The sequence below is a fragment of the Streptomyces sp. BBFR51 genome, from assembly GCF_044591655.1.
Classification (GTDB): Bacteria; Actinomycetota; Actinomycetes; order Streptomycetales; family Streptomycetaceae; genus Streptomyces.
Genome location: NZ_CP172448.1, coordinates 6,668,600 through 6,689,374, shown reverse-complemented (window position 1 = coordinate 6,689,374; position 20,775 = coordinate 6,668,600). Strand labels below are relative to the sequence as shown.

The window sequence follows — 20,775 nt, the reverse complement described above, 5'->3', positions numbered from 1 at the left end:
GCCTCACAGCGTCAGACATGCGCCCTCCGCTTCGAGTTCGGCGCGCAGTTGCGCGGTGTCGACCTCGTCGACCGTGCCACGGGCCTTGAGTGCCAGGTGGGCGGCGGAACCGGCGGCCTGTCCCATGGCGAAGCACGGGCCGGCGACGCGGGCGGCGGACTGGCCGCCGTGGGTCATCGACGCGCACCGGCCGGCGACCAGCAGGTTTCCGGGACCGTCGGCGGGGACGAGCATGCGGTACGGCAGCTGGTTGTAGCCCGCCGGGTCGTCGCCGTAGGGCCAGCGGATGTCGAGGTCGCCGTCGACGTGGGCCTCCACCGGCCAGCCGTTGAGGCCGATGGAGTCCTCGAAGCGGGCGCAGGAGCGGACGTCGTCCTCGGTGAGCACGTACCGGCCGAGCAGTCGGCGGGTCTCGCGGATGCCGATCTCGGGGCCGATGTCGACGATGTAGGACCGGTCGAAGCCGGGGAGGTTCTCGCGGATGAAGCCGAACACCTCCTGGGCCTGTGCGCGGCCCTGCACCTCGCCGTGGGTGAGCTGCCAGACGTCGGTGCCGTCGACGGCGCTGCCGTCCGGGTTGCGCAGCTGGGTCGCGTTGGCCCGCCACTCGATGGCGTCGCGCTGGGGGCGCACGATGGCGCCGCGGCGGGGGAAGCGCGGGCGGCCGGCGGCGACCGCCTCGTCCATGAGACGGGGCAGCGTCTTCCAGGCGGGCCCGGCCCGCTCGTCGTCCACCGCGTTGATACGGAACATGGTGGACGGGTAGAGCATGTCGCCGTACGGATCGGCCTTCTCGTGTCCCGTGCCGGACCAGGCGATCAGGTCGCCGTCCCCCGAGCAGTCGATGAAGACCCGGCCGCGCAGGATGCCGCGGCCGGACTTGGACTCCACGACGACGGCTTCGATGCCCGTCGGGCCGGTGAGCGCGGCCACCGCGAAGGCGTGGTAGAGGAGTTGGGCTCCGGCGGCGAGTACGTGCTCGTCGGCGGCGCTGCGGTAGGCCGGGATGTCGTAGGCCTGGGCCTGGATGCGGTCGGCGAAGGACAGGTGCGGGGCCCGCAGTCCGCCCAGGCGGTCGATGCGCTCCAGGAGTTCGGTCGCGTGTCCCCGGACGGTGAGGACGTGCTCGCCGTGGACGTTGGAGTACATGCCGCAGAAGGTGGACAGCCCGCCGCCGGTACCGGCGCCGCCGAGGTATCCGCTCTTCTCGACCAGCAGGGTGCTGCGGCCGGCCCGGGCGGCGGCGGTGGCGGCGGCCAGTCCGGCGGGCCCCCCGCCGAGGACGACGACCTCCCACTCGCCGAGCACCGGTGTCGTGCGGGCGGGTTCGGTGACATGGCTGTTCACGGCGTTCACGCGGTGGCCTTTCTGTCGGTTCCACCGAAGGCGCTGGTCCAGTGCTCTGTCAGCAGCGCGTGGAACCGGTCGGGGATCTCTTGGGTCAGCAGGTGCCCGGCGCCGGGGAGGGCGACGTGCCGGGCGACGGGCACGGTGGTCGCGATCGTCTCGGCGTGGTGCGCGGGGACGACGGCGTCGGCGAGTCCGTTCACCGCGAGTACGGGGCACCGGATGCCGGCGAGCCGGTCGCGCAGGTCGGTTCCGGCGATGGCCTCGCAGCATCCGGCGTAGCCCTCGGGGGAGAGGCGCCCGACGCCGGTGACGGTGTCGGTCACCAGGGACGGCGGCGCTTTGGCGACCGAGGGGGCGTACCAGCGGCCGAGCAGACCCCCGGTCACCGCGCTCATGCCCTGCTCGCGGACCGTGGCGGCACGTGCGCGCCAGAAGCCGGGGGCGTCGGCGAGGACGGGGGCGTTGACGGTGACGAGGCTGCGGACCCGGCCCGGATGCGCCGCGGCCAGCGCCAGCCCGACGGTGCCGCCGAGGCTCACGCCCACGACGTCGACGGATGCGATGCGCAGTTCGTCCAGCAGGGTCACGGCGTCGTGGACGAGGTCGGCGAGGCGGTACGGGCCGGGGGGTGCCGGGGAGCCGCCGTGCCCGCGGTGGTCGTAGGCGATGACGCGGCGCTGTTCGCGCAGGCGTTCGCGCTGGGGTGCCCACATCGCGGCGGTGGTGCCGAGTGAGGCCGAGAGGAGGACCGGGCTGCCCGAGCCCTCGTCGGTGTACGCGGTCATGCGGCGACTCCGGAGGTACGGCGGCCGGCCTTGGCGTCCTGGATGCCGCGGTGCACGCGGGTGCGCAGGTCGGCGAAGGCGGCCGTCGAGCGGCTGGTGACCTGGTCGCGGTCGGCGGGCAGCCCGATGGGGACGTCGTCGAGGACGCGGGTGGGCGAGGCGGACAGGACCAGGACCCGCTCGCCGAGGTAGACCGCCTCGTCGATGTCGTGGGTGACGAACAGGGTGGTGATGCCCAGGGTGCGCCACAGCGAGCGGACGAGGTCCTCGAGGTCGGCGCGGGTCTGAGCGTCGACGGCGGCGAAGGGCTCGTCCATGAGCAGCACCTGCGGCTCGTAGGCGATGGCCCGGGCGATGGCGACGCGCTGCTGCATGCCGCCCGAGAGCTGCCAGGGGTAGGAGTTGCCGGAGTCGGCGAGTCCGACCGCGGCGAGGGCTTCGGTGACCAGCCGGTCGCGTTCGGCGCGGGACAGGCCCTTCTGCCGCAGCGGCAGGTCGATGTTCTGCTGCACGGTCTTCCAGGGGAACAGGCTGCGGCCGTACTCCTGGAACACCACGGCCATGCCGGGCGGCGGCCCGGTCACGGGTGTGCCGTCGAGCAGGATGTCGCCCGCCGTGGGGGCGAGCAGTCCGGCCAGACACTTCAGCAGGGTCGTCTTGCCGGCGCCGGAGGGGCCGACGATGCAGGCGAACTCGCCCCGGGCGACGGAGAACGTGATGTCTCCTATCGCCTCCACCCGGCGGCCGGCCGACTCGTAGACCTTGTTGAGGTTCCTGACGGTGACCATGTCTGTCATCAGCCGTTCCTCTTCTGCGACTCGCGCAGGCCCAGGTACCAGCCCAGGGCCCGCTTCTCGACAACGGTGAACAGCGCGGAGAGGACGAATCCGATGATGCCGAGCATGATGATGCCGCTCCACATCTGGGGGATCGCGAAGGTGCGCTGGAACTGCACGATGCTGAAGCCGAGGCCGTTGGTGGCGGCGAACATCTCGCCGATGACCATCAGGATCAGCCCGATCGACAGGGACTGCCGCAGCCCGGCCGCGATCTGCGGGGAGGCGGCGGGGAGCACCATGTGCCGCAGCCGCGCGCCGCGGGTGATGCCGTAGGTGCGGCAGGTGTCGACCATGACCTCGTCGGCGGCGCGTACACCCTCGACGGTGTTCAGCAGGATCGGCCACACGCAGCCGGAGACGATGACCAGGATCTTCGACCCGTCGCCGATGCCGGCGACGATCGCGATGACCGGTACCAGCACGGTCGGGGGAAGGGCCCGCAGGAACTCCAGGACCGGCTCGGCGCCCCTGCGCAGTACGTCGGTCAGGCCGAGGGCGACGCCCAGGGCCACGCCGAGCACGGCGGAGACGAGGAACCCGGCGAGCAGCCTGAGCAGGCTGGGCACGACGTCGTCGGCGAATCCGCCGGCGAGCCACAGCCGGCCGAACCAGTCCAGGATGTCGGGCAGCGGCGGGAAGTAGTAGCTGGTGCTGTTGACGCTGGTGACCCACCACAGCGCCACGAGGACGACGGGCAGACCGAGCGCGAACAGGATGCGGCGCAGGACGTTCATCGCGCACCTTCCGATCGCCGGACGGAGGGATGCCAGCCGAGCAGGGCTCGCTCCGCGTACCTGAATCCGATGTTGACCAGGACACCGAGGACGCCGGTGACCAGGACGAGTGCGAACATCGCGGTCGTGGCGCCGCTGCTCTGCGCGACGGAGATGAGCTGGCCGAGGCCCGGGGTGCCGATCACCAGCTCGCCGGTGATGGCCAGGACCAGGGCGACCGAGGCGGCCAGCCGGATCCCGGTGAACACGAAGGGCAGCGTGGTCGGCCAGATGACGTGCCGTACCCGGCCCCAGACGCTGAAGCGGTAGGAGCGGGCGGTGTCGTGCGCGACCGGATCGATGTCCTGGACGCCGTAGAGCACCTGCACCAGCACCTGCCAGAAGCCGGCGTAGACGATGAGCACCACTCCGGACTCGAAGCCGGTGCCGAAGACGAGGATGACCGCGGGGATGAGGGCCACGGAGGGGATGGGGCGCAGGAACTCCACCGTGGACGCGGTGATCGCGCGCAGGACCGGCACCAGTCCGATGACCACCCCGGCCACCACACCGGCGACGACGGAGGCCACCAGTCCGATGGCCCAGGTGCGGACCGTGCGGCCCAGTGCCTCCCACAGCGCGGCGTCGCCCGCCTGACGGCCGAGTTCGGCCAGGACCGAGCTGAGCGGGGGCAGGGCGCCGTCCGCGATCAGTCCGGTGCGCGGGATCAGTTCGGCGGCGAGTGCGGCGAGGACGATGCCGACCAGCGGAGCGACACGGGGCCGGGTCCTGCGCACGCGCGGGGACGGGGCGGCCGTGGCCCGGGCCGGCCGGGTGGCTTCGAGCACTTTCATCGGACGCCTCCGCGGGTCTGCCCGCAGCCGGTGGCGCAGCCCTCGCGGGCGAGGACGGCGCCGCAGGCGGGACTGGTGACGGTTCGGTCGTAGGCGGCCAGCCAGCCCGGGGTACGGAGGGTCTCCGCGGCGGCGGGCTCGCGGCCGGCCAGGGTGTCCGCGTCGACCTCGAGGTCGACCGTGCGGGCGGTGAGATCGATGCTGATCAGGTCGCCGTCGTGGACCAGGCCGAGGGGTCCGCCGGTGGCGGCCTCGGGAGAGACCTCGCCGACCACGATGCCCTTGTTGACCAGTCCGGAGAGCTGGCCGTCGGTGACGACCGCGACCTTCTCGCCGAGCTGGGCGCCGTCGAGGGCGAAGACGAAGGCCGAGGCCATGGCCATGCCGGGGCCGCCGTGCAGGCCCATGCCGCGCAGGACGACCACGTCGCCGGCCTGCACCTCGCCGGCGGCGAGGCCGGCGATGGCCGTCTCCCGGGAGGGGTAGCAGCGTGCGGGCCCGCGGAAGCCGGTGGGCCGTTCCTCGTCGGCCGGCAGCTTGACGATGGATCCCTCGGCGGCGAGGGAGCCGCGCAGGATCACGATCGAGGGGCGGCGGGTGAAGGGGTCGGTGAGCGGGCGGATGAACTCCGGGTCGGGGGCGGGTGTCTCGGCGACGAGTTCGCCGAGCGGGCGGCCGGTGACCCCGACGGTGTCCAGGTCCAGCAGCGGTGCCAGGGCCGCGAGTACGCCGCGGGTGCCGCCGGCGTCGTCGAGCTGCTCGACGAGGTGCGGGCCGTTGGGCCGTACCGCGGTGAGGACGGGGACCCGGTCGGCCAGTTCCTCGTAGGTGCGCCACACGTCGACGTCCAGCCCGGCCTCGACGGCGACGGCCTGGAGGTGCTTGACGGAGTTGATCGAGCCGCCGACGGCGAGCATCACGGCGACCGCGTTGCGGATCGCCGCCGGGGTGAGCACCGAGCGGGCCGTCCGCTTCTCGTGGACCATGCCCACGATGCGCCGGCCGGCCTCCCGTACGGCGTCCCACATGACGGTGCCGTTGGCGCGGGTCGGGGTGGTGCCGGGCAGTGCCATGCCGAGCGCCTCGGCGGCCATGTGCATGGTGTTGGCGGTGCCCATCCCCGCGCAGACGCCGGGGCCGCGGATGGCGCTGTCGGACATGGCGAGCAGGTCGTCGGCGGACGTGCGTCCCAGTGCCGTGTTGCTGGCGTGCAGGAAGACGTCCTCGATGTCGGCGCCGCCCTCCTCGTGCAGGGCGCTGCGCTGGTAGCCGCAGGCGACGAGCAGGGTGGGCAGGTCGAGCCGGCCGCCGGCCATCATGTGGGCGGGCGCGGTCTTGTCGCACGAGCTGAGGCACACCATGCCGTCGAGCAGGGCGCCCTCCACGACCACTTCGATGTCGTTGACGATGAGGTCGCGGGTGGGAAGTATGTACCGCCCGCCGGCGCCGGCACTGGTGACGAAGTCGGACGGAGCGGCGGTACGGATCTCGAACGGCAGGCCGCCCGCCTGGCGGATGGCCTCCTTGAGTACCGGCACGATGTCGTCGAGGTGGGCGAAACAGGCGGCGAGGTCGGACGACGAGTTGACGATGGCGATCTTGGGGCGGGCCATTTCCTCGTCGGTGATGCCGAGGGAGCGCCACTGGGCCCGTCGGACCGCCCAGCGGGAGCTGCCGACCGGCAGGTCACTGCGGAGACTGGTCGTCATGTCAGCCCGCCGCCCCCGACCACACCAGGTCGTCGTAGGAGATGTCGCCGTCGACGAGACCGCGGTCTCGGGCGGCCTTGGCGAACGCTTCGACCGACGACTTCGGGATCTTGGGCGAGAAGGTCGGCAGGGTGACCTTCTGGGCCACCGCCGGATCGATCGTCATGAAGGAGGCCAGCTGGGCCCGGGTCTCGCGCGGGTGGGACTGCGCATAGGCGAGTGACTCGTCGATGGCGGTCTTGAGCGCGGTGAACAGCTTGGGGTTCTTCTTCAGCTGTTCTTCCGAGCTGAAGTAGACCGACGTGGTCAGGCTGCTCTTCGACATCTCCAGGTAGGGCGAGGCGATGACCCTGGTGTCCACGCCCGCGGCGATGGTGTCGAACGGTTCGGCGGTGACCATGGCGTCGATGTCGCCCTTGCCCAGTGCGGTGACCGCGTCGGGGAAGGGCAGTTCGACGAACTTCACCGCGTCCGGGTCGCCGTTGTCGGCCTTGACGGCCACCTCGCCCAGCATCTCCAAAAGGTTGTTGAGGGTGTTCACGCTGACCTTCTTGCCGGCGAGGTCGGCCGCCGACTTGATGGGGCTGTCCTTCGGGACCCGGATCATCGTGACGTCCTTGCCCGCGACGCCCGTGGAGTCGGACCCGGAGGCGATCACCTTCAGAGGCAGGCCTTTGTCACGGGCGGCGAGCACCGAGACGATGTTGCTGAACGCGATCTGGTACTCCCCGGTGACCACCGGTGGCACCAGCGCCGCACCGCCCTGGGCGGTCTTGATGTCCAGCTTGATGCCGTGCTTGGAGAAGAAGCCCTGCTTCTGCCCCAGGTAGAGCGCGGCGACGTCGATGACCGGTATGAACCCGGCCCGCACGGTCACCGGCGTCTCGGCCGAGGGGTCCAGACCGGCCGAGGAATCACCGCTGCCGCAGCCGGTGAGCGACAGGGCCAGTCCGGCCGCGGCGGTCAGCGCAGTCCTTCTGCGCATGCTCCGGAACTCCATCGTTCCTCCCACTGAAATGGGGTCCGGAACACCGGACCCGAGGTGCGATGGAAGGGACCATACATATCTGTACACCTGTGCGCTAGACGCACGCACAGTCGTTCGCTATGCGTACACTGCTGCTCGCACCCGTTCAGTGGATGTGGGACAGTGGGCGCCGCGACCGCGCCGAGACAGGAGATGCGACATGGAAACGCTCGAAGTCGAGCCGGGAGACACGGACTTCGTCCAGTCGCTGGCCCGCGGGCTGGAAGTGATCAAGGTCTTCGACGCGGACCATCCGTCCCGCTCGCTCAGCGATGTGGCCCGGGCGACCGGACTCTCGCGCGCGGCGGCCCGGCGCTCACTGCTGACCTTGCTGAAACTCGGCTATGTGCGCAGCGAGGGAACGCTGTTCGGCCTCACACCGAAGACACTCGAACTGGGGCACGCCTACCTGCGGGCGCTGTCGACTCCGCAGATCGCCGAACCCCACCTCAAGGACCTGATGCACGATGTGCACGAGACCACGGCGCTGTCCGTGCTCGACGGCGACCACGTGGTGCACGTCGCGCGCGTACCGGCCCGCGGAGTGATCACCGTGTCGATCAACGTCGGGTCCCGGTTCCCCGCCTACGCGACGGCCATGGGGCGGGTCCTGCTCGCCGGCCTGGACGACGATGCCTTCCAGGGCTACCTCGGCCGCGTCGACCTCCAGCCGCTGACCGACCGCACGGTCCGCGACACCGGGGAACTGCGCACGATCATCGAGTCGGTCCGCGACAGCGGCTTCTGCGTCGCGGACCAGGAGCTGAACCAGGGCCTGCGGGCCGTGGCCGTACCCGTGCGCAACCGGTCGGGCGCCGTGATCGCCGCGGCCAACATCGCCGTCGGCGCGGGCATGCGAGGTCTGGACGAGCTGCGCGCCATGGTGCCCCGGCTCCAGACGTGCGCCGCCGGTATCGAGGCGGACCTTCAACTGGTCGCCGGCCCCTGAACCACACCCTGCCGCTCCGGCCCCGGCGGCTACTGCCTGATCGACGCGACCCGCCCACCCGGGGCCGACGGCCCGCCGTACGCGATGGGGGTCCCCCCGCTCGAGCGCAGCCGAGAGTGGGGGAATGTGCTGTGCCGGGAGCCGACGGAGTACCCGGAGTCGTACAAGGGCATCACCCTCTGCCCGGTCTGCGAGTGGCAGGAGGCCCAGCGCCCGGCCTGCTCAGGCTGATCTGCGCGAGCTGAGCCGGCAGGCCGCGGCGGTCGCGGCGGAGGCGACGACGGCCGCCACGGCCAGCGGCAGCAGCGGCAGCGGGACCGCGCCCGACTTCGACCCGGTGACCAGACCGCTGACCGCCGCCCGGGCCGGGGAGCCCGTCGCCACCAGCGCCAGGAGGGCGGCCAGCAGCAGCGCCGGTACCGCGCGGCCGGGTGAGCGCAGCACCGGCCAGGCGGTGAGCGCGCCGACGGCGGTGCCGAGCAGGGCGCACACCAGCGCGGCGAGCAGTCCGGCGCCCCCTGCCGGGAGCGGGGGGACGCGCGTGCCGTGACCGGTGCTGACGGGGTCGCTGATCAGCGTCACGACGACGGTGGCCGCCGTGCCCAGCACCGCCGAGGCGCCGAGGGCCACCAGCACGCACGCCAGATGGGCCCGCGCGGGGCCGCGCGCCGCCGACACGCACCCCCGGGCGGCGGGCGGCTCACCGGTGACGCAGATCCGTACCAGCCAGGCCGCGACCGGCAGCAGCATGGCCGCCGCCCAGCCCAGCGAGTCGAGCACCGGCTGCCCGCCCTGCACCCCGACGCCGAGCGCGGCGGCGTACAGGACGACGGGCGGGAGCCAGCGCTGGGAACGCAGCAGGAGGGCGGCCTGGTAGCGCAGGAGGGCGGTCATCGGTGGTCCTCGGGGGCGTGCACGCTCACCACGTGCCAGGGCGGCCGCGCGGTCAGGAGCGTGCGCAGCAGGACGTCGGAATGGGAGGCGGGGACGGTGAGCGTGTGGGAGCCGGGGCCGGTCTCCTCGGCGGACGCGGCGGTGCGCAGTGCGTCGGCGGGCGGGGCGGCGCCGGGCGGACCCTGCACCCGGACGACGACGCGCGGTCCGGCCGGCGCCGTCGCAGGTGCGGTACGGCGGTGCAGGGCGCCGTCGCGCACGGTGTACGTGGCATCGGGCGCGTCGGTCAGGCGGCGCGGGTCGTGGTCGACGAAGACGACGGCACCGCCGGCCGCCGTCCGTTCGGCGACCGCCCGTTCCAACTCGGCCCGGGCGTCCGTGTCGAGCCCGGTCCAGGCCTCGTCGAGGACGAGCAGCTCCGGCTCGGCGAGCAGGGCCTGCGCCACGGCCACCTTCTGGCTGCTGCCCTTGGACAGCCGGGAGAGCTGTGTGTCGGCGTACCCCGCGGCGCCCAGCCGCTCCAGCCACTGCCCGGCGGCGCGGGCCGCGGCCCGGCGGGACAGCCCGTGCACGGTGCCGAGGTGGGTGAGGTAGGAGGCAGCGGTGAAGGGCAGGGCGGCCGGGAAGCGTTCGGGGACGTAGGCGGTGCGCGGACGGCCCGTGACCCGGCCCTCGGTGGGGGCGTCGATCCCGGCGAGCACGCGCAGCAGGGTCGACTTGCCGGTGCCGTTGGTGCCCTCGACGCGGACGAGGGTGCCGGGCGCCACGCCCAGGTCGACGCCGCGCAGCACCCAGGGGCCGCGGAGGCCGTAGCGGCGTCCCACGCCGTCCAGCCGTAGCTCGCTTCGCATGGGGCCATACTCTCGCGGGCGGCCGGTTGGCAGACTGTAGGGCGTGAGCAACGATCCGACGACGCCCGTCCCAGACTCCTCCCCCGTTCCCGTCCCAGCCCCCTCCCCCGTTCCCGACAGCCCCTTCCGTCCCGAGCCCGGCGATCGCGACCTCGCGCCGCAGTTCGTCCTGCCGCTCGTCGTACGCGTCGAGCGGGCGGCGCCGCCGCCTCGTACCGACGCGCTGGAGACCGCGGCCCGGGCGGTGCTGGTGATGCTCGCCGACGAGCGGTCGACCGGTGACGGCGAGTGGGCGCGGGCGATGCGGGACTGGCAGGACGCGCGCATCCGCAAGGTCGTGCGGCGGGCGCGCGGGGCCGAGTGGCGGCGGGCCGAGGCACTGCCCGGCATCACGGTCACCGGCAAGTCGGCCGAGGTGCGGGTCTTCCCGCCGGTCCCGCTGGACGGCTGGCCCAAGGACCTGGCCCGCCTCCAGGTCTCCGGCACCGACCTCGACGACCCGGAGCCCCCGCTCGACGCCGACCTCTCGGCGCCGGTGCTCTGGATGAGCCCCGACCTGGACATGTCGGCGGGCAAGGCGATGGCCCAGGCCGGCCACGGTGCGCAGCTCGCCTGGTGGGAGCTGGACGACGCGGCCCGGGCCGCCTGGCGCGACGCGGGCTTCCCGCTGGCGGTGCGCACCGCGGCCCCGGCCCGCTGGGGCGGCCTCACGACGAGCGGCCTGCCCGTGGTGCGCGACGCCGGGTTCACGGAGATCGCGCCGGGTTCGTGCACGGTGGTGGCGGACCACCCGGCGTTGCGGCGGGCCAACCCTTAGGCGGCGTCCCGCGCCCCGTGGCATCGTGGGGGCATGACCATCGACGTCCGCCCGGCCTCGGTCTTCGAGGACGTCCGGACCCTGATCGGCCCCAAGTCGCCACAGGCCACCGTCTGTTGGTGTCTGAACTACCGCGTCCCCTCCAAGGTGAACAACGAGCTGCGGGGCCCGGCCCGCGGTGCCCACGTCGCCGAGCTGTGCCGTGCGGGAGCGCCCTTGGGGGTGCTCGCCTACGACGGTGACGAGCCGGTCGGCTGGGCCGCGGTGGCGCCTCGCGCGGACACCTCCTTCGCGCGCGCCCGCAAGATCCCGCACGTGGACGACCTGCCGGTCTGGTCGTTGTGGTGCGTTCGCGTCCGCCCCGGTCACCGCAAGAAGGGGATCTCGCACGCGCTGATCGCCGGGGCGGTCGACTTCGCCCGCGCCCGGGGCGCCCCGGCGATCGAGGCGTACCCGCTCGACAACGGGGACGCGAAGGTCGACCTGACCATGGCCTACGCCGGGCTCCGGAGGAACTTCGAGCGTGCCGGGTTCGTCCACGCCGCCGACACCACCTCGGTGCTGGCCGGACATCCACGGGTGCTGATGCGGCTCGACCTGCGCTGAGCCCCCCGGGGTGACCCGCGAACCTCAAATGTTCCTCTGAAGGCGCCCCGCGCGGGGTTCGGGCCCGGCCGCGCGGGCGATACCCCGGGCATGACGACGGGGAGGGAGGGATCGACCGTGCGACGACTGGGAACCGGCATCGGATGGCGGCCGGAGATCGCGGACGCCGTCGAGCGGATGCCCGGCATCGACTGGGTCGAGGCCGTGTCCGAGAACCTGTGTCCGGGCCATCTGCCCGACTCGCTGCTGCGACTGCGCGAGCGCGGCGTGACCGTCGTGCCGCACGGGGTCTCGCTCGGACTCGGCGGCGGGGAACGGCCGGACGCGGGACGACTGGCGGCGCTGGCCGAGCGGGCGGAGGTACTGGGGTCGCCGCTGGTCACCGAGCACATCGCGTTCGTCCGGGCGGGCGGCGCGCTGACCGCCTCACCGCTTCTGGAGGCAGGGCACCTGCTGCCCGTGCCGCGCACCCGCGACGCCCTCGACGTGCTGTGCGAGAACGTACGCATCGCGCAGGACGCGCTGCCCGTGCCGCTCGCCGTGGAGAACATCGCCGCGCTGATCTCCTGGCCGGGCGAGGAGATGACGGAGGGCCAGTTCCTGTACGAGCTGGCCGACCGGACGGGGGTGCGGCTGCTGATCGACGTGGCGAACCTGCACACCAACCACGTCAACCGCGGCGAGGACCCGGCCGAGGCGCTCGCCGAACTGCCCCTGGAGGCCATCGCCTACGTCCACGTCGCGGGCGGCTTCGAACGGGACGGCGTCTGGCACGACAGCCACGCCCACCCGGTCGCGCAGCCGGTGCTCGACATCCTGACCGACCTCGCCTCGCGCGTGGCACCGCCGGGCGTCCTGCTGGAGCGCGACGAGAACTTCCCCGAAGGGGAGGAACTCGAGGGCGAGGTGGAGGCGATCCGTGCCGCCGTCGCGAAGGGGCGTACGGGTGGGATGCCCGCGGACCGGGGCGCGGCGGCTGCGGCTTCGCGGCGGGCCGCGCCCGCGTCCCCGGACGCCCGCGCCGACGACGCCGTACGGCAGCGGCTCGGGCTCGCGCAGGCCGCGCTGCTGTCCGCGCTGGTCGCGGGGACGCCCGTGCCCGAGGGGTTCGACCGGGCGCGGCTGGGGGTGCAGGCGCGGGCGCTCGCCGGGAAACGGGCCGACGTGGTGGCGAAGGTCGCGCCCGAACTGCCGGTGATCCTGGGCACGCGGTACCGGCCGGCCTTCCTCGCCTACGCACAGGGGTGCCCGATGACCGGCGGATACCGGCGGGACGCCCTCGACTTCGTCGCGCACGTGCTGCGGTCGGCGCCCAGCGGCGCGGACTCCGGTGTGCGGGGGGAGTTGCGCGAGTGGTGGCTGGAACGGTCGGGGCCGGTGCCGCGTTCGACGCGGCCCGGGGTCAGGTTGGCCCGTGCGACCAGGCGTGTTCTGCTGCGCCGCTGAGCCGGGCAGGCCCGCGCCGGGACATCACCAAACGGAACGTCACATACCCACAACACTGCGTCCCGAAATGTGAACAGGGCATGGCGCCGGCGAAAGCCTTTGGCATAGAAGTACGGCATGTTCTGGGTCCTTTTCCTCCTGTCGGCCTGGGCCGTCGCCGGTCTGTCGTGCCTGCGGCTGTGTCTGGCCGCCGTGCGCGCGGCGGCCGTCGCCCCGCACGGCGTCGCTCGTGAGCACGCGCTGACGCTCTACGAGGCGGCGTTCCTGTCCGGCGGCCCGCGGCGGGTGGCCGACCTGACGCTGGTCTCCATGGCACGCCAGCGCCGGCTGCTGCTCGCGCACACCGGCTGGGCGACCGTCGTCGACCCGTGCGGGCGCGACGACATGGAACGCTCGGTCATAGGCGCGATAGGACCCGGGGGCCAGTCCCGGATAGCGCCCCTGCGGAGCACCGCGGCCGGCGCGGAGGCCATACGCGGTCTGGCCGACCGGCTGGTCGGCGCGGGCCTCGCCGCGCCGGACGGCGGCGCCGACGGTGTCGCGGCCGGGGTCCGGCGGGTGCGGGTCGCCGCGGTGGCGGTGTGCGCGCTGGGCGCCGCCGCCCTCGCACTGCCCCTTCCCGCCAACCAGCCGCGCCCGCTGATCGCCCTCTGGTTCGCGCTGCCGCTCGCCCTGACCCTGGGCTGCCTCGCCATCACGCGGATGGAGGTCCACCCGTACTCGCGCTGGGCCTCCCCGGCCGGGCAGCGGCTGATCGGTGCCCTGGTCCGGCAGGCCGACGGCACGGCCGACGACCGTACCTACCTGACCTCGGTCGCCGTGCGCGGCGTACACGCGATCGGCGAGCCGGACCTGCGTGCGGCCTTCGCCCACCGCGAGAAGTACGCCGGGGACCACTGGGAGCGCCGGGCCTGACGCGCCGGGGGGCGTACGGAGGCACTCGGCGCCGACACTCGCGGGCGGTGCTTGCCCCGCCCGGCCGCCGCACCAAACATCCCTTGTGTCACACCGTGCACCGAAGGGATACGCGATGCGAGCTGCCGCCCTCTACTCGGCCGCCGGGTCCTTGCTGCTGACGACCCTCGCCGTCGCCCCGGCGCAGGCGGCCCCGGCCGGTCCCGGATCGGCCGAGGCGCGCGGCACCGCCGTGGCCGCCGGGCGCGCGGCGGCGGCCGGTGTCGAGTTCGGCAGGTGCCCGAAGGCGGAGGAGCTGCCGGGCAGCATGCGCTGCGGGACGGTCGAGGTGCCCCTGGACTACGCGCACCCCGACGGAAGGCGGATCACGCTCACCGTCAGCCGGGTGCGGGCCACCCACAAGGACCCGGACGACAGCGGGCGCAAGGTGCCCGGTCAGGGCGCCCTCCTGTTCAACCCGGGCGGACCGGGCGGCTCGGGGCTGTACTTCCCGCTGGTCGGCATGGTGCCCGAGTGGAAGCGGATCGCGGCGGCCTACGACCTCGTCGGGTACGCCCCGCGCGGGGTCGCGCCCTCCGCGCCGCTGTCCTGCCAGGACCCCGGGACCTTCTTCAAGGGGCCCCGGCCCGCGCCGACCCGGCCCTCGGACGCGTACAAGAAGAAGCGCGCCGCCGAGGCCGAGGCGTACGCGCGCGACTGCGCCGAACGGGGCGGGGCCGCGCTGCGGCACTTCCACTCCCTCAACAACGCCCGTGACCTGGAGGTCGTACGCGCCGCGCTGGGCGAGCGGCGGCTCACCTTCATGGGCGCGTCGTACGGCACCTATCTGGGGGCGCTGTACGCCGAGCTGTTCCCCTCGCACGTGCGGCGGATGGTGTTCGACTCGGTGGTGGATCCGGACCCCGGGCAGGTCTGGTACCGCAACAACCTCGAACAGTCGGAGGCGTTCGAGGACCGCTGGGACGACTTCAAGGAGTGGGTCGCCGAGCACGACGACGTGTACGGGCTCGGGGACAGGCCGCGGCAGGTGCAGGACGCCTACGAGGAGGCGAGCGCGCGGCTGGCGGAGAAGCCCGCGGGCGGGACGGTGGGACCCGCGCAGTTGCAGGGGGCGTTCCTCAAGGCCGGGTACTACGACGACTACTGGCCGCACCGCGCCGAGGCGCTGTCGGCCTATCTGCGGGGAGATCCGCAGCCGCTGGTCGACCAGGCGGGGACGCGGACCGAGGAGGGTGCCGTCGCGGCGGAGAACTCCAACGCCGTGTACACGGCCGTGGAGTGCAACGACGCGCCCTGGCCGACCGACTTCGAGGTCTGGGACCGGGACAACACGCGGCTGGCCCGCCGGGCGCCGTTCGAGACCTGGGACAACGTGTGGACGAACCTGCCGTGCGCCTACTGGCGGGCGCCCCGGCAGCGGCCCCTCGACGTGCGCACCGCGCCGGGTGAGCTGCCGCCGACGCTCATCCTGGCCGCCGAGCGGGACGCGGCCACCCCGTACGAGGGCGCGCTGGAGCTGCGGCGACGGCTGTCGGGCTCGGTGCTGGTGACCGAGCGGGACGCGGGGACGCACGGCATCGCCGCCGGTCCGAACGCCTGCGTCAACGGCCACCTGGAGGCGTACCTGCTGGACGGCCGCCTCCCGGCGCGGGACGCGTCCTGCGCCCCGCGCCCGGAACCGGAGCCGAGGCCCACGGCCGCACCGGGGTCCGCGGCACCGAAGACCTGACTAGGCCAGCCCGGCGACCAGCTCGCCGAGGTCCTTGCGGCGCCCCGTGTAGAACGGGATCTCCTCGCGGACGTGGCGGCGGGCCTCGGAGCCGCGCAGGTGGCGCATGAGGTCGACGATGCGGTGCAGTTCGTCGGCCTCGAAGGCGAGGATCCACTCGTAGTCGCCCAGCGAGAAGGAGGCGACCGTGTTGGCGCGCACGTCCGGGTAGCCGCGGGCCATCTTGCCGTGGTCGGCGAGCATGCGGCGGCGGTCCTCGTCGGGCAGCAGGTACCAGTCGTAGGAGCGCACGAACGGGTAGACGCTGATGTAGTTGCGCGGCGTCTCGTCGGCCAGGAAGGCCGGGATGTGCGCGCGGTTGAACTCGGCCGGGCGGTGCAGCGCCATGTTCGACCACACCGGCTCCAGCGCACGGCCCAGCTTCGTACGGCGGAAGAGGTTGTACGCCTCCTGGAGCTGGTCGGCGGTCTCGGCGTGCCACCAGATCATCAGGTCGGCGTCGGCGCGCAGACCGGAGAGGTCGTAGGTGCCGCGGATCGTCACGTCCTTCGCGGCGAGCTGGTCGAACAGCTCCTGGACCTCGTCGGCGTAACCGGCGCGGTCCTCGGGGAGGGTGTCCTTGAGCTTGAAGACGGACCAGAGGGTGTAGCGGATGACCTCGTTGAGGTCCTTGGCCAGCTTGCCCTTGTTGGGGATCCGGTCGGCAGCGGGGGTGGTGGCGTCGTCACTCATGCCCCTATTCTCCCGCTCCGCCGTGCAGGCTCTGCACCGGGTGGGCGGTGAGCTCCTCCACACCCCGCGAGTCCCCCCGGAGCCGGTCCACGGCGGCGTACGCGCTCGCGATGCTCGCCGGGATGCCGACGCCGTCGTAGGCCGCGCCGCACACCGCGAGGCCGGGGAGTTTCGCGACGTGCTCGCGTACGCGGGTCACGCGCGCGTGGTGGCCGACGGGGTACTGGGGCAGGCCGTCCCGCCAGCGGGTGACCCGGGTGGCGACGGGCTCGGCGGCCAGGCCGGTGGCCTCCTCCAGGTCGTGCCGGGAGACGGCGACGAGGCCCGCGTCGTCGCGGCCGAGGATCTCCGTCTCGCCGTACCGCCCGACGGAGGTGCGCAGGACGACCAGGTCCGGGTCCTCGTCGGCGATCCAGCCCCACTTGCGGGAGGCGAAGGTGGAGGCCTTGATGGTGTGCCCGTCGACCGGCGGCACCAGGAAGCCGCTGCCCTCGGGGAGCACGGCGGCGTCGGAGCGGCGGTAGGCGAGGGTGACCAGGGCCATCGAGGCGTACTCCACCGCGGACAGCTCGGCGGCGGCCGCGGGCGCCTCGGCGCGCAGCAGCTCGGCGGCGGGTCCTGCGGGCACGGCGACGACGACCGCGCCGGCGTGCAGCACCCGGTCGCCGGCGACGATCCGCCAGCCGTCGGTGGCGGTGCGGCGCAGCTCCGTGACGGGCGCTCGGGTGACGATCTCGCCGCCCCGCGCGCGCACCGACTCCGCGACGGCGAGGGGAAGGGTGCCGATGCCGCCCTCGATGCCCATGAACACCGGGCCGCTCACCGGGGAGGTGGCCGTCCGGCCCTGGAGCGCGCGCACCGCCTCGGTGAGGGAGGTGTGGGTGCGGGCGGCCTCGAAGAGCTGGGGTACGGCCGAGCGCAGGGAGATGCGGTAGGCGTCGCCCGCGTAGACGCCGCCCAGCAGGGGTTCGACGAGGCGGTCGACGACCTCGCGGCCCAGGCGCGCGGCGACGTACTCGCCCACGGCCACGTCGTCGCCGACCTCGGTGCGGGGCAGCTCCGCGTCGCGCTCGATGCGGGCGAGGCCCTCCTCGGAGAGCACGCCGGTCAGGGCCGCAGCGGTGCCGGGTACGCCCATGACGTGGCCCTTGGGCATGGGGCGCAGGGTGCCGCGGGTCCACAGGGAGGCCGACGCGGTGGACGGCGGCTGGAGGCGGTCGGCGAGACCGGCGGCGCGGGCCAGGCCGACGGCCTCGGGGCGGCGGGCCAGCATCGACTCGGCGCCGAGATCGACGCGCACCCCGGCGATCTCGCCGGGCAGCAGCTTGCCGCCGACGCGGTCGGACGCCTCCAGCACGGTCACCCGGGCGCCGCGCTCCAGCAGGCGGTGGGCGGCGGCCAGCCCGGCGATACCGGCTCCGACGACGACTACATGTCGCGTGTCGGTGTCGGTGTCCGTGTCGGTGTCCGTGTCGGTGTCCGTGACCGCCTCCGTGACCGTCTCCGTGTCCGGGGGAAACTCGCCCGCGGGGCTCTCGCTTGCGCACATGACCCCAGCGTCTCAGACCCGGTCGACCCGGCCCCGGCGGCGGGTGGCCCCGCCCCCGCGCCCACAGGTCCCGCGAGTCCGGACCGTGATCTCTTCGGAACCGTTCCGCGCCGTCGTCCGCACCCCTTCGCGCGTCGTAGAGACGTCAGTTGTCACGACCCTCGGGGGGACTTGCCATGCAGTCACGACGATCATCGACACGCCGGTCCGCACCGCCCGCCCGCGCCCTGGCCGGCCTGCTGCTGGTCACGGCACTCGCGCTCACGGGCTGCAGCGGCTCGGGCGCGGGCTCCGACTCGGCCGGCGGCGCCGCCAAGGCCCCCGCGTCCAGGGCGGACTCCCCGGCGGACGGCCAGGCCGGGGCGGCCGGTGAGGGAGGCCAGGCAGATGGGTCGGGCGCCGGGGCGAGCGCCCCGCCCAAGCTCGCCCCCGCCCACATCATCCGCACCGTCTCCCTGAGCGTGCAGGTCAAGGACACCGCCAAGGCACTCGACGCGGCCCGCACCGCGACCGAGAACGCGGGCGGCTACGTCGGCGACGAGACCACGAACCGGGACTCGGAGGGCCACGAGCGGACCGAGGTGACGCTGCGCGTACCGGTGGAGCGCTACGAGGACGTGCTCGACGACCTGGAGGGCGCCGGGAAGCTGCTCCGGCGCGACGCGAAGGCCGAGGACGTCACCGACCAGGTGGTCGACGTCGACAGCCGCGTGAAGTCCCAGCGCGCCAGCGTGGCCCGCGTCCGCGAGCTGATGGACCGGGCGACGAAGCTGAGCGACGTGGTGGCCCTGGAAGGCGAGCTGAGCACCCGGCAGGCGGAGCTGGAGGCGCTGCTCGCCCGGCAGGCGGCCCTGAAGGACCGTACGAGCCTGGCCACCATCACCCTGTCCCTGTCCGAGACACCGGTGAAGCGGGTGGAGAAGAAGAAGGAGGACGAGGACCCCGGGTTCACGGACGCGCTGGCCGGCGGCTGGGACGCCTTCGTGACGATGCTGCGCTGGGTGGCGGTGGTGCTCGGCGCGGTGCTGCCGTTCGCCGCGGTGGCGGCGCTGCTCGCGCTGCTGTGGCTGCGGGTCGTACGCCCCCGGCTGCCGCACCGCCCGGCGGCGGCGCCGGCGCCTGCACCTGCACCTGCGCCCGGGGCCGCGCGTCGGGAGGCGTCGCGCGGCGAGGAGTCCGGCGAGCAGGACTGACGGGACTGAAATGCCCCGCCCGCGTAGCGTGTTCGCATGAGCATGAGTACTGCGGGCGGTACGAGAGAGCGGCTGGTCGTGATCGGCGGTGACGCCGCGGGGATGTCCGCGGCGTCGCAGGCGCGCCGGCTGAAGGGACCCGGCGAGCTGGAGATCGTGGCGTTCGAACGCGGCCACTTCAGTTCGTTCTCGGCGTGCGGCATCCCGTACTGGGTCGGCGGCGACGTGAGCGAGCGGGACCAGCTGATCGCGCGCACGCCCGAGGAGCACCGCGCCCGCGACATCGACCTCAGGATGCGCACCGAGGTCACGGAGATCGACGTCGCCGGCGGGCGGGTACGCGCGCGTGACGTCGATTCCGGGGCGGAGTCCTGGACGTCGTACGACAAGCTTGTGATCGGGACCGGGGCGCGCCCGATCCGGCCGCAGCTGCCGGGCGTCGACGCGCCCGGTGTGCACGGGGTGCAGACGCTGGACGACGGGCAGGCGCTGCTCGACACGCTGACACGCACGCGTGGCCGTCGCGCGGTGGTCGTCGGCGCCGGCTACATCGGCGTGGAGATGGCCGAGGCGCTGATCAACCGCGGCTACGAGGTGACCGTCGTCAACCGCGGCCGCGAGCCGATGTCGACGCTGGACGCGGACATGGGCCGCATGGTGCACGAGGCGATGGAGGGACTCGGCATCACGATGGTGAACGGCGCCGAGGTCACGAAGGTGCTGACCGGGGACGACGGCCGGGTCCGGGCGGTGGCCACCGAGGACGCCGAGTTCCCGGCGGACGTGGTGGTGCTCGGCATCGGCGTCCGTCCCGAGACGGGGCTCGCCGAGGCCGCGGGGCTGCCGCTCGGCGCCCACGGCGGGCTGCTGACCGACCTGGCGATGCGGGTACGCGGACACGAGAACATCTGGGCGGGCGGCGACTGCGTGGAGGTGCTCGACCTGGTCTCCGGGCAGGAACGGCACATCCCGCTCGGCACCCACGCCAACAAGCACGGTCAGGTCATCGGCACCAACGTGGGCGGCGGCTACGCCACCTTCCCGGGCGTGGTCGGCACCGCGGTCAGCAAGGTCTGCGACCTGGAGATCGCGCGGACCGGACTGCGGGAGAAGGACGCGCTGCGGGCGGGGCTGCGGTTCGTGACGGCGACGATCGAGTCGACCAGCCGTGCGGGCTACTACCCGGGTGCCTCCCCGATGACGGTGAAGATGCTCGCCGAGCGGCGCACCGGACGGCTGCTCGGCGTCCAGATCGTCGGCCGTGAGGGCGCGGGCAAGCGGGTCGACATCGCCGCGGTGGCCCTCACGGCCGGGATGACGGTCGAGCAGATGACCGCCCTGGACCTCGGCTACGCGCCGCCCTTCTCCCCGGTGTGGGACCCGGTGCTGGTGGCCGCGCGCAAGGCGACGAGGGCGGTGCAGCAGCAGCGCTGAGCGGGCCGCCGGAACCTATGCCGTCCCGTTGATGCGGTCGATGGCCTGCCGTGCCTGCTCGGCCGGTGGCCGGGCCGGCAGGGAGGACACCGAGGCCGGGGTGCCCATCGACGCCGGGGCACTCGCCGGTGCCGGGGTGGTGACCGCGGGCGGCTGCTCGCCGGCCGGCCTGGCGTGGGACGCACTGCGCGTGGAGCGCAGCCGGTTGCTCACCGCCTCGTCCAGTGTCACCGGCCGCTGCGTCTGCGCGGCCAGTCGCCCGGCCTCCTGACCGAGCCGGGCGACGTCCTCCCAGGGCAGGCGCAGCACGAGGGCGACCTCGGCCTCGCCGTCGGGCAGGGCGTGTATCGCCGGAGCCGGTGTGACCCGTTCGTTCATCGCCT

21 protein-coding genes are annotated in these 20,775 nt (G+C 73.6%); 9 read left to right on the top strand and 12 right to left on the bottom strand.

Annotated elements, in window-relative coordinates; all coding sequences use genetic code 11:
- Positions 1-3 precede the first annotated feature (3 nt).
- From ACGH7X_RS30570 to ACGH7X_RS30540, 7 genes are read right to left on the bottom strand one after another with little or no spacing between them, the layout of a single operon-like run.
- Positions 4-1,356, bottom strand: coding sequence for an FAD-dependent oxidoreductase (locus ACGH7X_RS30570; RefSeq protein WP_399890963.1), 1,353 nt, complete (start codon positions 1,354-1,356; stop codon positions 4-6).
- Entirely contained in the window at positions 1,353-2,135 is a 783-nt protein-coding gene (locus ACGH7X_RS30565; RefSeq protein ID WP_399890960.1) for an alpha/beta fold hydrolase, read from the bottom strand. The genes ACGH7X_RS30570 and ACGH7X_RS30565 overlap by 4 nt, the downstream gene beginning before the upstream one ends.
- A complete protein-coding gene (locus ACGH7X_RS30560) occupies positions 2,132-2,923 on the bottom strand; it encodes an ABC transporter ATP-binding protein (protein WP_399897438.1) in 792 nt (263 codons plus the stop codon). Before ACGH7X_RS30560 ends, ACGH7X_RS30565 begins: the two co-directional genes overlap by 4 nt.
- Before the next feature lie 8 nt (positions 2,924-2,931).
- The gene (locus ACGH7X_RS30555; protein ID WP_399890957.1) at positions 2,932-3,708 is read right to left on the bottom strand and encodes an ABC transporter permease; all 777 of its coding nucleotides are present in this window, start codon (positions 3,706-3,708) and stop codon (positions 2,932-2,934) included.
- Positions 3,705-4,541, bottom strand: a complete 837-nt coding sequence (locus tag ACGH7X_RS30550) for an ABC transporter permease (RefSeq protein ID WP_399890954.1) — start codon at positions 4,539-4,541, stop codon at positions 3,705-3,707. Before ACGH7X_RS30550 ends, ACGH7X_RS30555 begins: the two co-directional genes overlap by 4 nt.
- Positions 4,538-6,250, bottom strand: coding sequence for a dihydroxy-acid dehydratase (locus tag ACGH7X_RS30545; RefSeq protein ID WP_399890953.1), 1,713 nt, complete (start codon positions 6,248-6,250; stop codon positions 4,538-4,540). The genes ACGH7X_RS30550 and ACGH7X_RS30545 overlap by 4 nt, the downstream gene beginning before the upstream one ends.
- Before the next feature lies 1 nt (position 6,251).
- Positions 6,252-7,235: an ABC transporter substrate-binding protein gene (locus ACGH7X_RS30540; RefSeq protein WP_399890950.1), complete on the bottom strand. Its 984-nt coding sequence runs from the start codon at positions 7,233-7,235 to the stop codon at positions 6,252-6,254.
- A 202-nt stretch (positions 7,236-7,437) separates the two neighbouring features.
- Here ACGH7X_RS30540 and ACGH7X_RS30535 point away from each other — a divergent pair, with 202 nt between their 5' ends.
- Positions 7,438-8,226 carry an IclR family transcriptional regulator C-terminal domain-containing protein gene (locus tag ACGH7X_RS30535; protein ID WP_399890947.1) on the top strand — a complete coding sequence of 263 codons (789 nt, stop codon included), beginning with the start codon at positions 7,438-7,440 and terminating at the stop codon, positions 8,224-8,226.
- 36 nt (positions 8,227-8,262) lie between these two features.
- On the top strand, positions 8,263-8,457 hold the full coding sequence (locus ACGH7X_RS30530) for a hypothetical protein (protein ID WP_399897436.1): 195 nt from the start codon (positions 8,263-8,265) through the stop codon (positions 8,455-8,457).
- Here the strand turns inward: ACGH7X_RS30530 and ACGH7X_RS30525 are convergent.
- Both ACGH7X_RS30525 and ACGH7X_RS30520 read right to left on the bottom strand, forming a co-directional pair.
- Entirely contained in the window at positions 8,449-9,120 is a 672-nt protein-coding gene (locus tag ACGH7X_RS30525; RefSeq protein ID WP_399890945.1) for an ABC transporter, read from the bottom strand. The genes ACGH7X_RS30530 and ACGH7X_RS30525 overlap by 9 nt on opposite strands.
- The gene (locus ACGH7X_RS30520; RefSeq protein ID WP_399890942.1) at positions 9,117-9,971 is read right to left on the bottom strand and encodes an ATP-binding cassette domain-containing protein; all 855 of its coding nucleotides are present in this window, start codon (positions 9,969-9,971) and stop codon (positions 9,117-9,119) included. The genes ACGH7X_RS30525 and ACGH7X_RS30520 overlap by 4 nt, the downstream gene beginning before the upstream one ends.
- 43 nt (positions 9,972-10,014) lie before the next feature.
- On the opposite strand from ACGH7X_RS30520, the gene ACGH7X_RS30515 reads away from it, so the two are divergent.
- The 5 genes from ACGH7X_RS30515 to ACGH7X_RS30495 all read left to right on the top strand — a co-directional run bounded on the left by ACGH7X_RS30515 (position 10,015) and on the right by ACGH7X_RS30495 (position 15,484).
- Complete coding sequence (locus tag ACGH7X_RS30515; protein WP_399890940.1) at positions 10,015-10,788, top strand: peptidyl-tRNA hydrolase; 774 nt, start codon at positions 10,015-10,017, stop codon at positions 10,786-10,788.
- Positions 10,789-10,821: 33 nt separating this feature from the next.
- Complete coding sequence (locus tag ACGH7X_RS30510) at positions 10,822-11,394, top strand: GNAT family N-acetyltransferase (RefSeq protein WP_399890937.1); 573 nt, start codon at positions 10,822-10,824, stop codon at positions 11,392-11,394.
- 117 nt (positions 11,395-11,511) lie between these two features.
- Positions 11,512-12,840: a DUF692 domain-containing protein gene (locus ACGH7X_RS30505; protein ID WP_399890935.1), complete on the top strand. Its 1,329-nt coding sequence runs from the start codon at positions 11,512-11,514 to the stop codon at positions 12,838-12,840.
- A gap of 117 nt (positions 12,841-12,957) precedes the next feature.
- Positions 12,958-13,755 (top strand): TIGR04222 domain-containing membrane protein, encoded by a 798-nt coding sequence (locus ACGH7X_RS30500; RefSeq protein ID WP_399890933.1) that lies wholly within the window; start codon positions 12,958-12,960, stop codon positions 13,753-13,755.
- Positions 13,756-13,870: 115 nt separating this feature from the next.
- Positions 13,871-15,484 carry an alpha/beta hydrolase gene (locus tag ACGH7X_RS30495; RefSeq protein WP_399890930.1) on the top strand — a complete coding sequence of 538 codons (1,614 nt, stop codon included), beginning with the start codon at positions 13,871-13,873 and terminating at the stop codon, positions 15,482-15,484.
- On the opposite strand, the gene hemQ is transcribed toward ACGH7X_RS30495, so the two are convergent.
- Together hemQ and hemG are read right to left on the bottom strand one after the other, a co-directional pair.
- Positions 15,485-16,216, bottom strand: coding sequence for a hydrogen peroxide-dependent heme synthase (hemQ, locus tag ACGH7X_RS30490; protein ID WP_399890927.1), 732 nt, complete (start codon positions 16,214-16,216; stop codon positions 15,485-15,487). It abuts the gene before it with no gap.
- A gap of 4 nt (positions 16,217-16,220) precedes the next feature.
- On the bottom strand, positions 16,221-17,765 hold the full coding sequence (gene hemG, locus ACGH7X_RS30485) for a protoporphyrinogen oxidase (RefSeq protein ID WP_399890924.1): 1,545 nt from the start codon (positions 17,763-17,765) through the stop codon (positions 16,221-16,223).
- A gap of 176 nt (positions 17,766-17,941) precedes the next feature.
- Between hemG and ACGH7X_RS30480 the strand changes: the two genes are divergently transcribed.
- Entirely contained in the window at positions 17,942-18,958 is a 1,017-nt protein-coding gene (locus tag ACGH7X_RS30480; RefSeq protein ID WP_399890921.1) for a DUF4349 domain-containing protein, read from the top strand.
- A 36-nt stretch (positions 18,959-18,994) separates the two neighbouring features.
- Positions 18,995-20,392 (top strand): FAD-dependent oxidoreductase, encoded by a 1,398-nt coding sequence (locus ACGH7X_RS30475; protein ID WP_399890918.1) that lies wholly within the window; start codon positions 18,995-18,997, stop codon positions 20,390-20,392.
- A gap of 15 nt (positions 20,393-20,407) precedes the next feature.
- Here ACGH7X_RS30475 and ACGH7X_RS30470 read toward each other — a convergent pair whose 3' ends face one another.
- Positions 20,408-20,770: a hypothetical protein gene (locus tag ACGH7X_RS30470; RefSeq protein WP_399890915.1), complete on the bottom strand. Its 363-nt coding sequence runs from the start codon at positions 20,768-20,770 to the stop codon at positions 20,408-20,410.
- Positions 20,771-20,775: the final 5 nt, after the last annotated feature.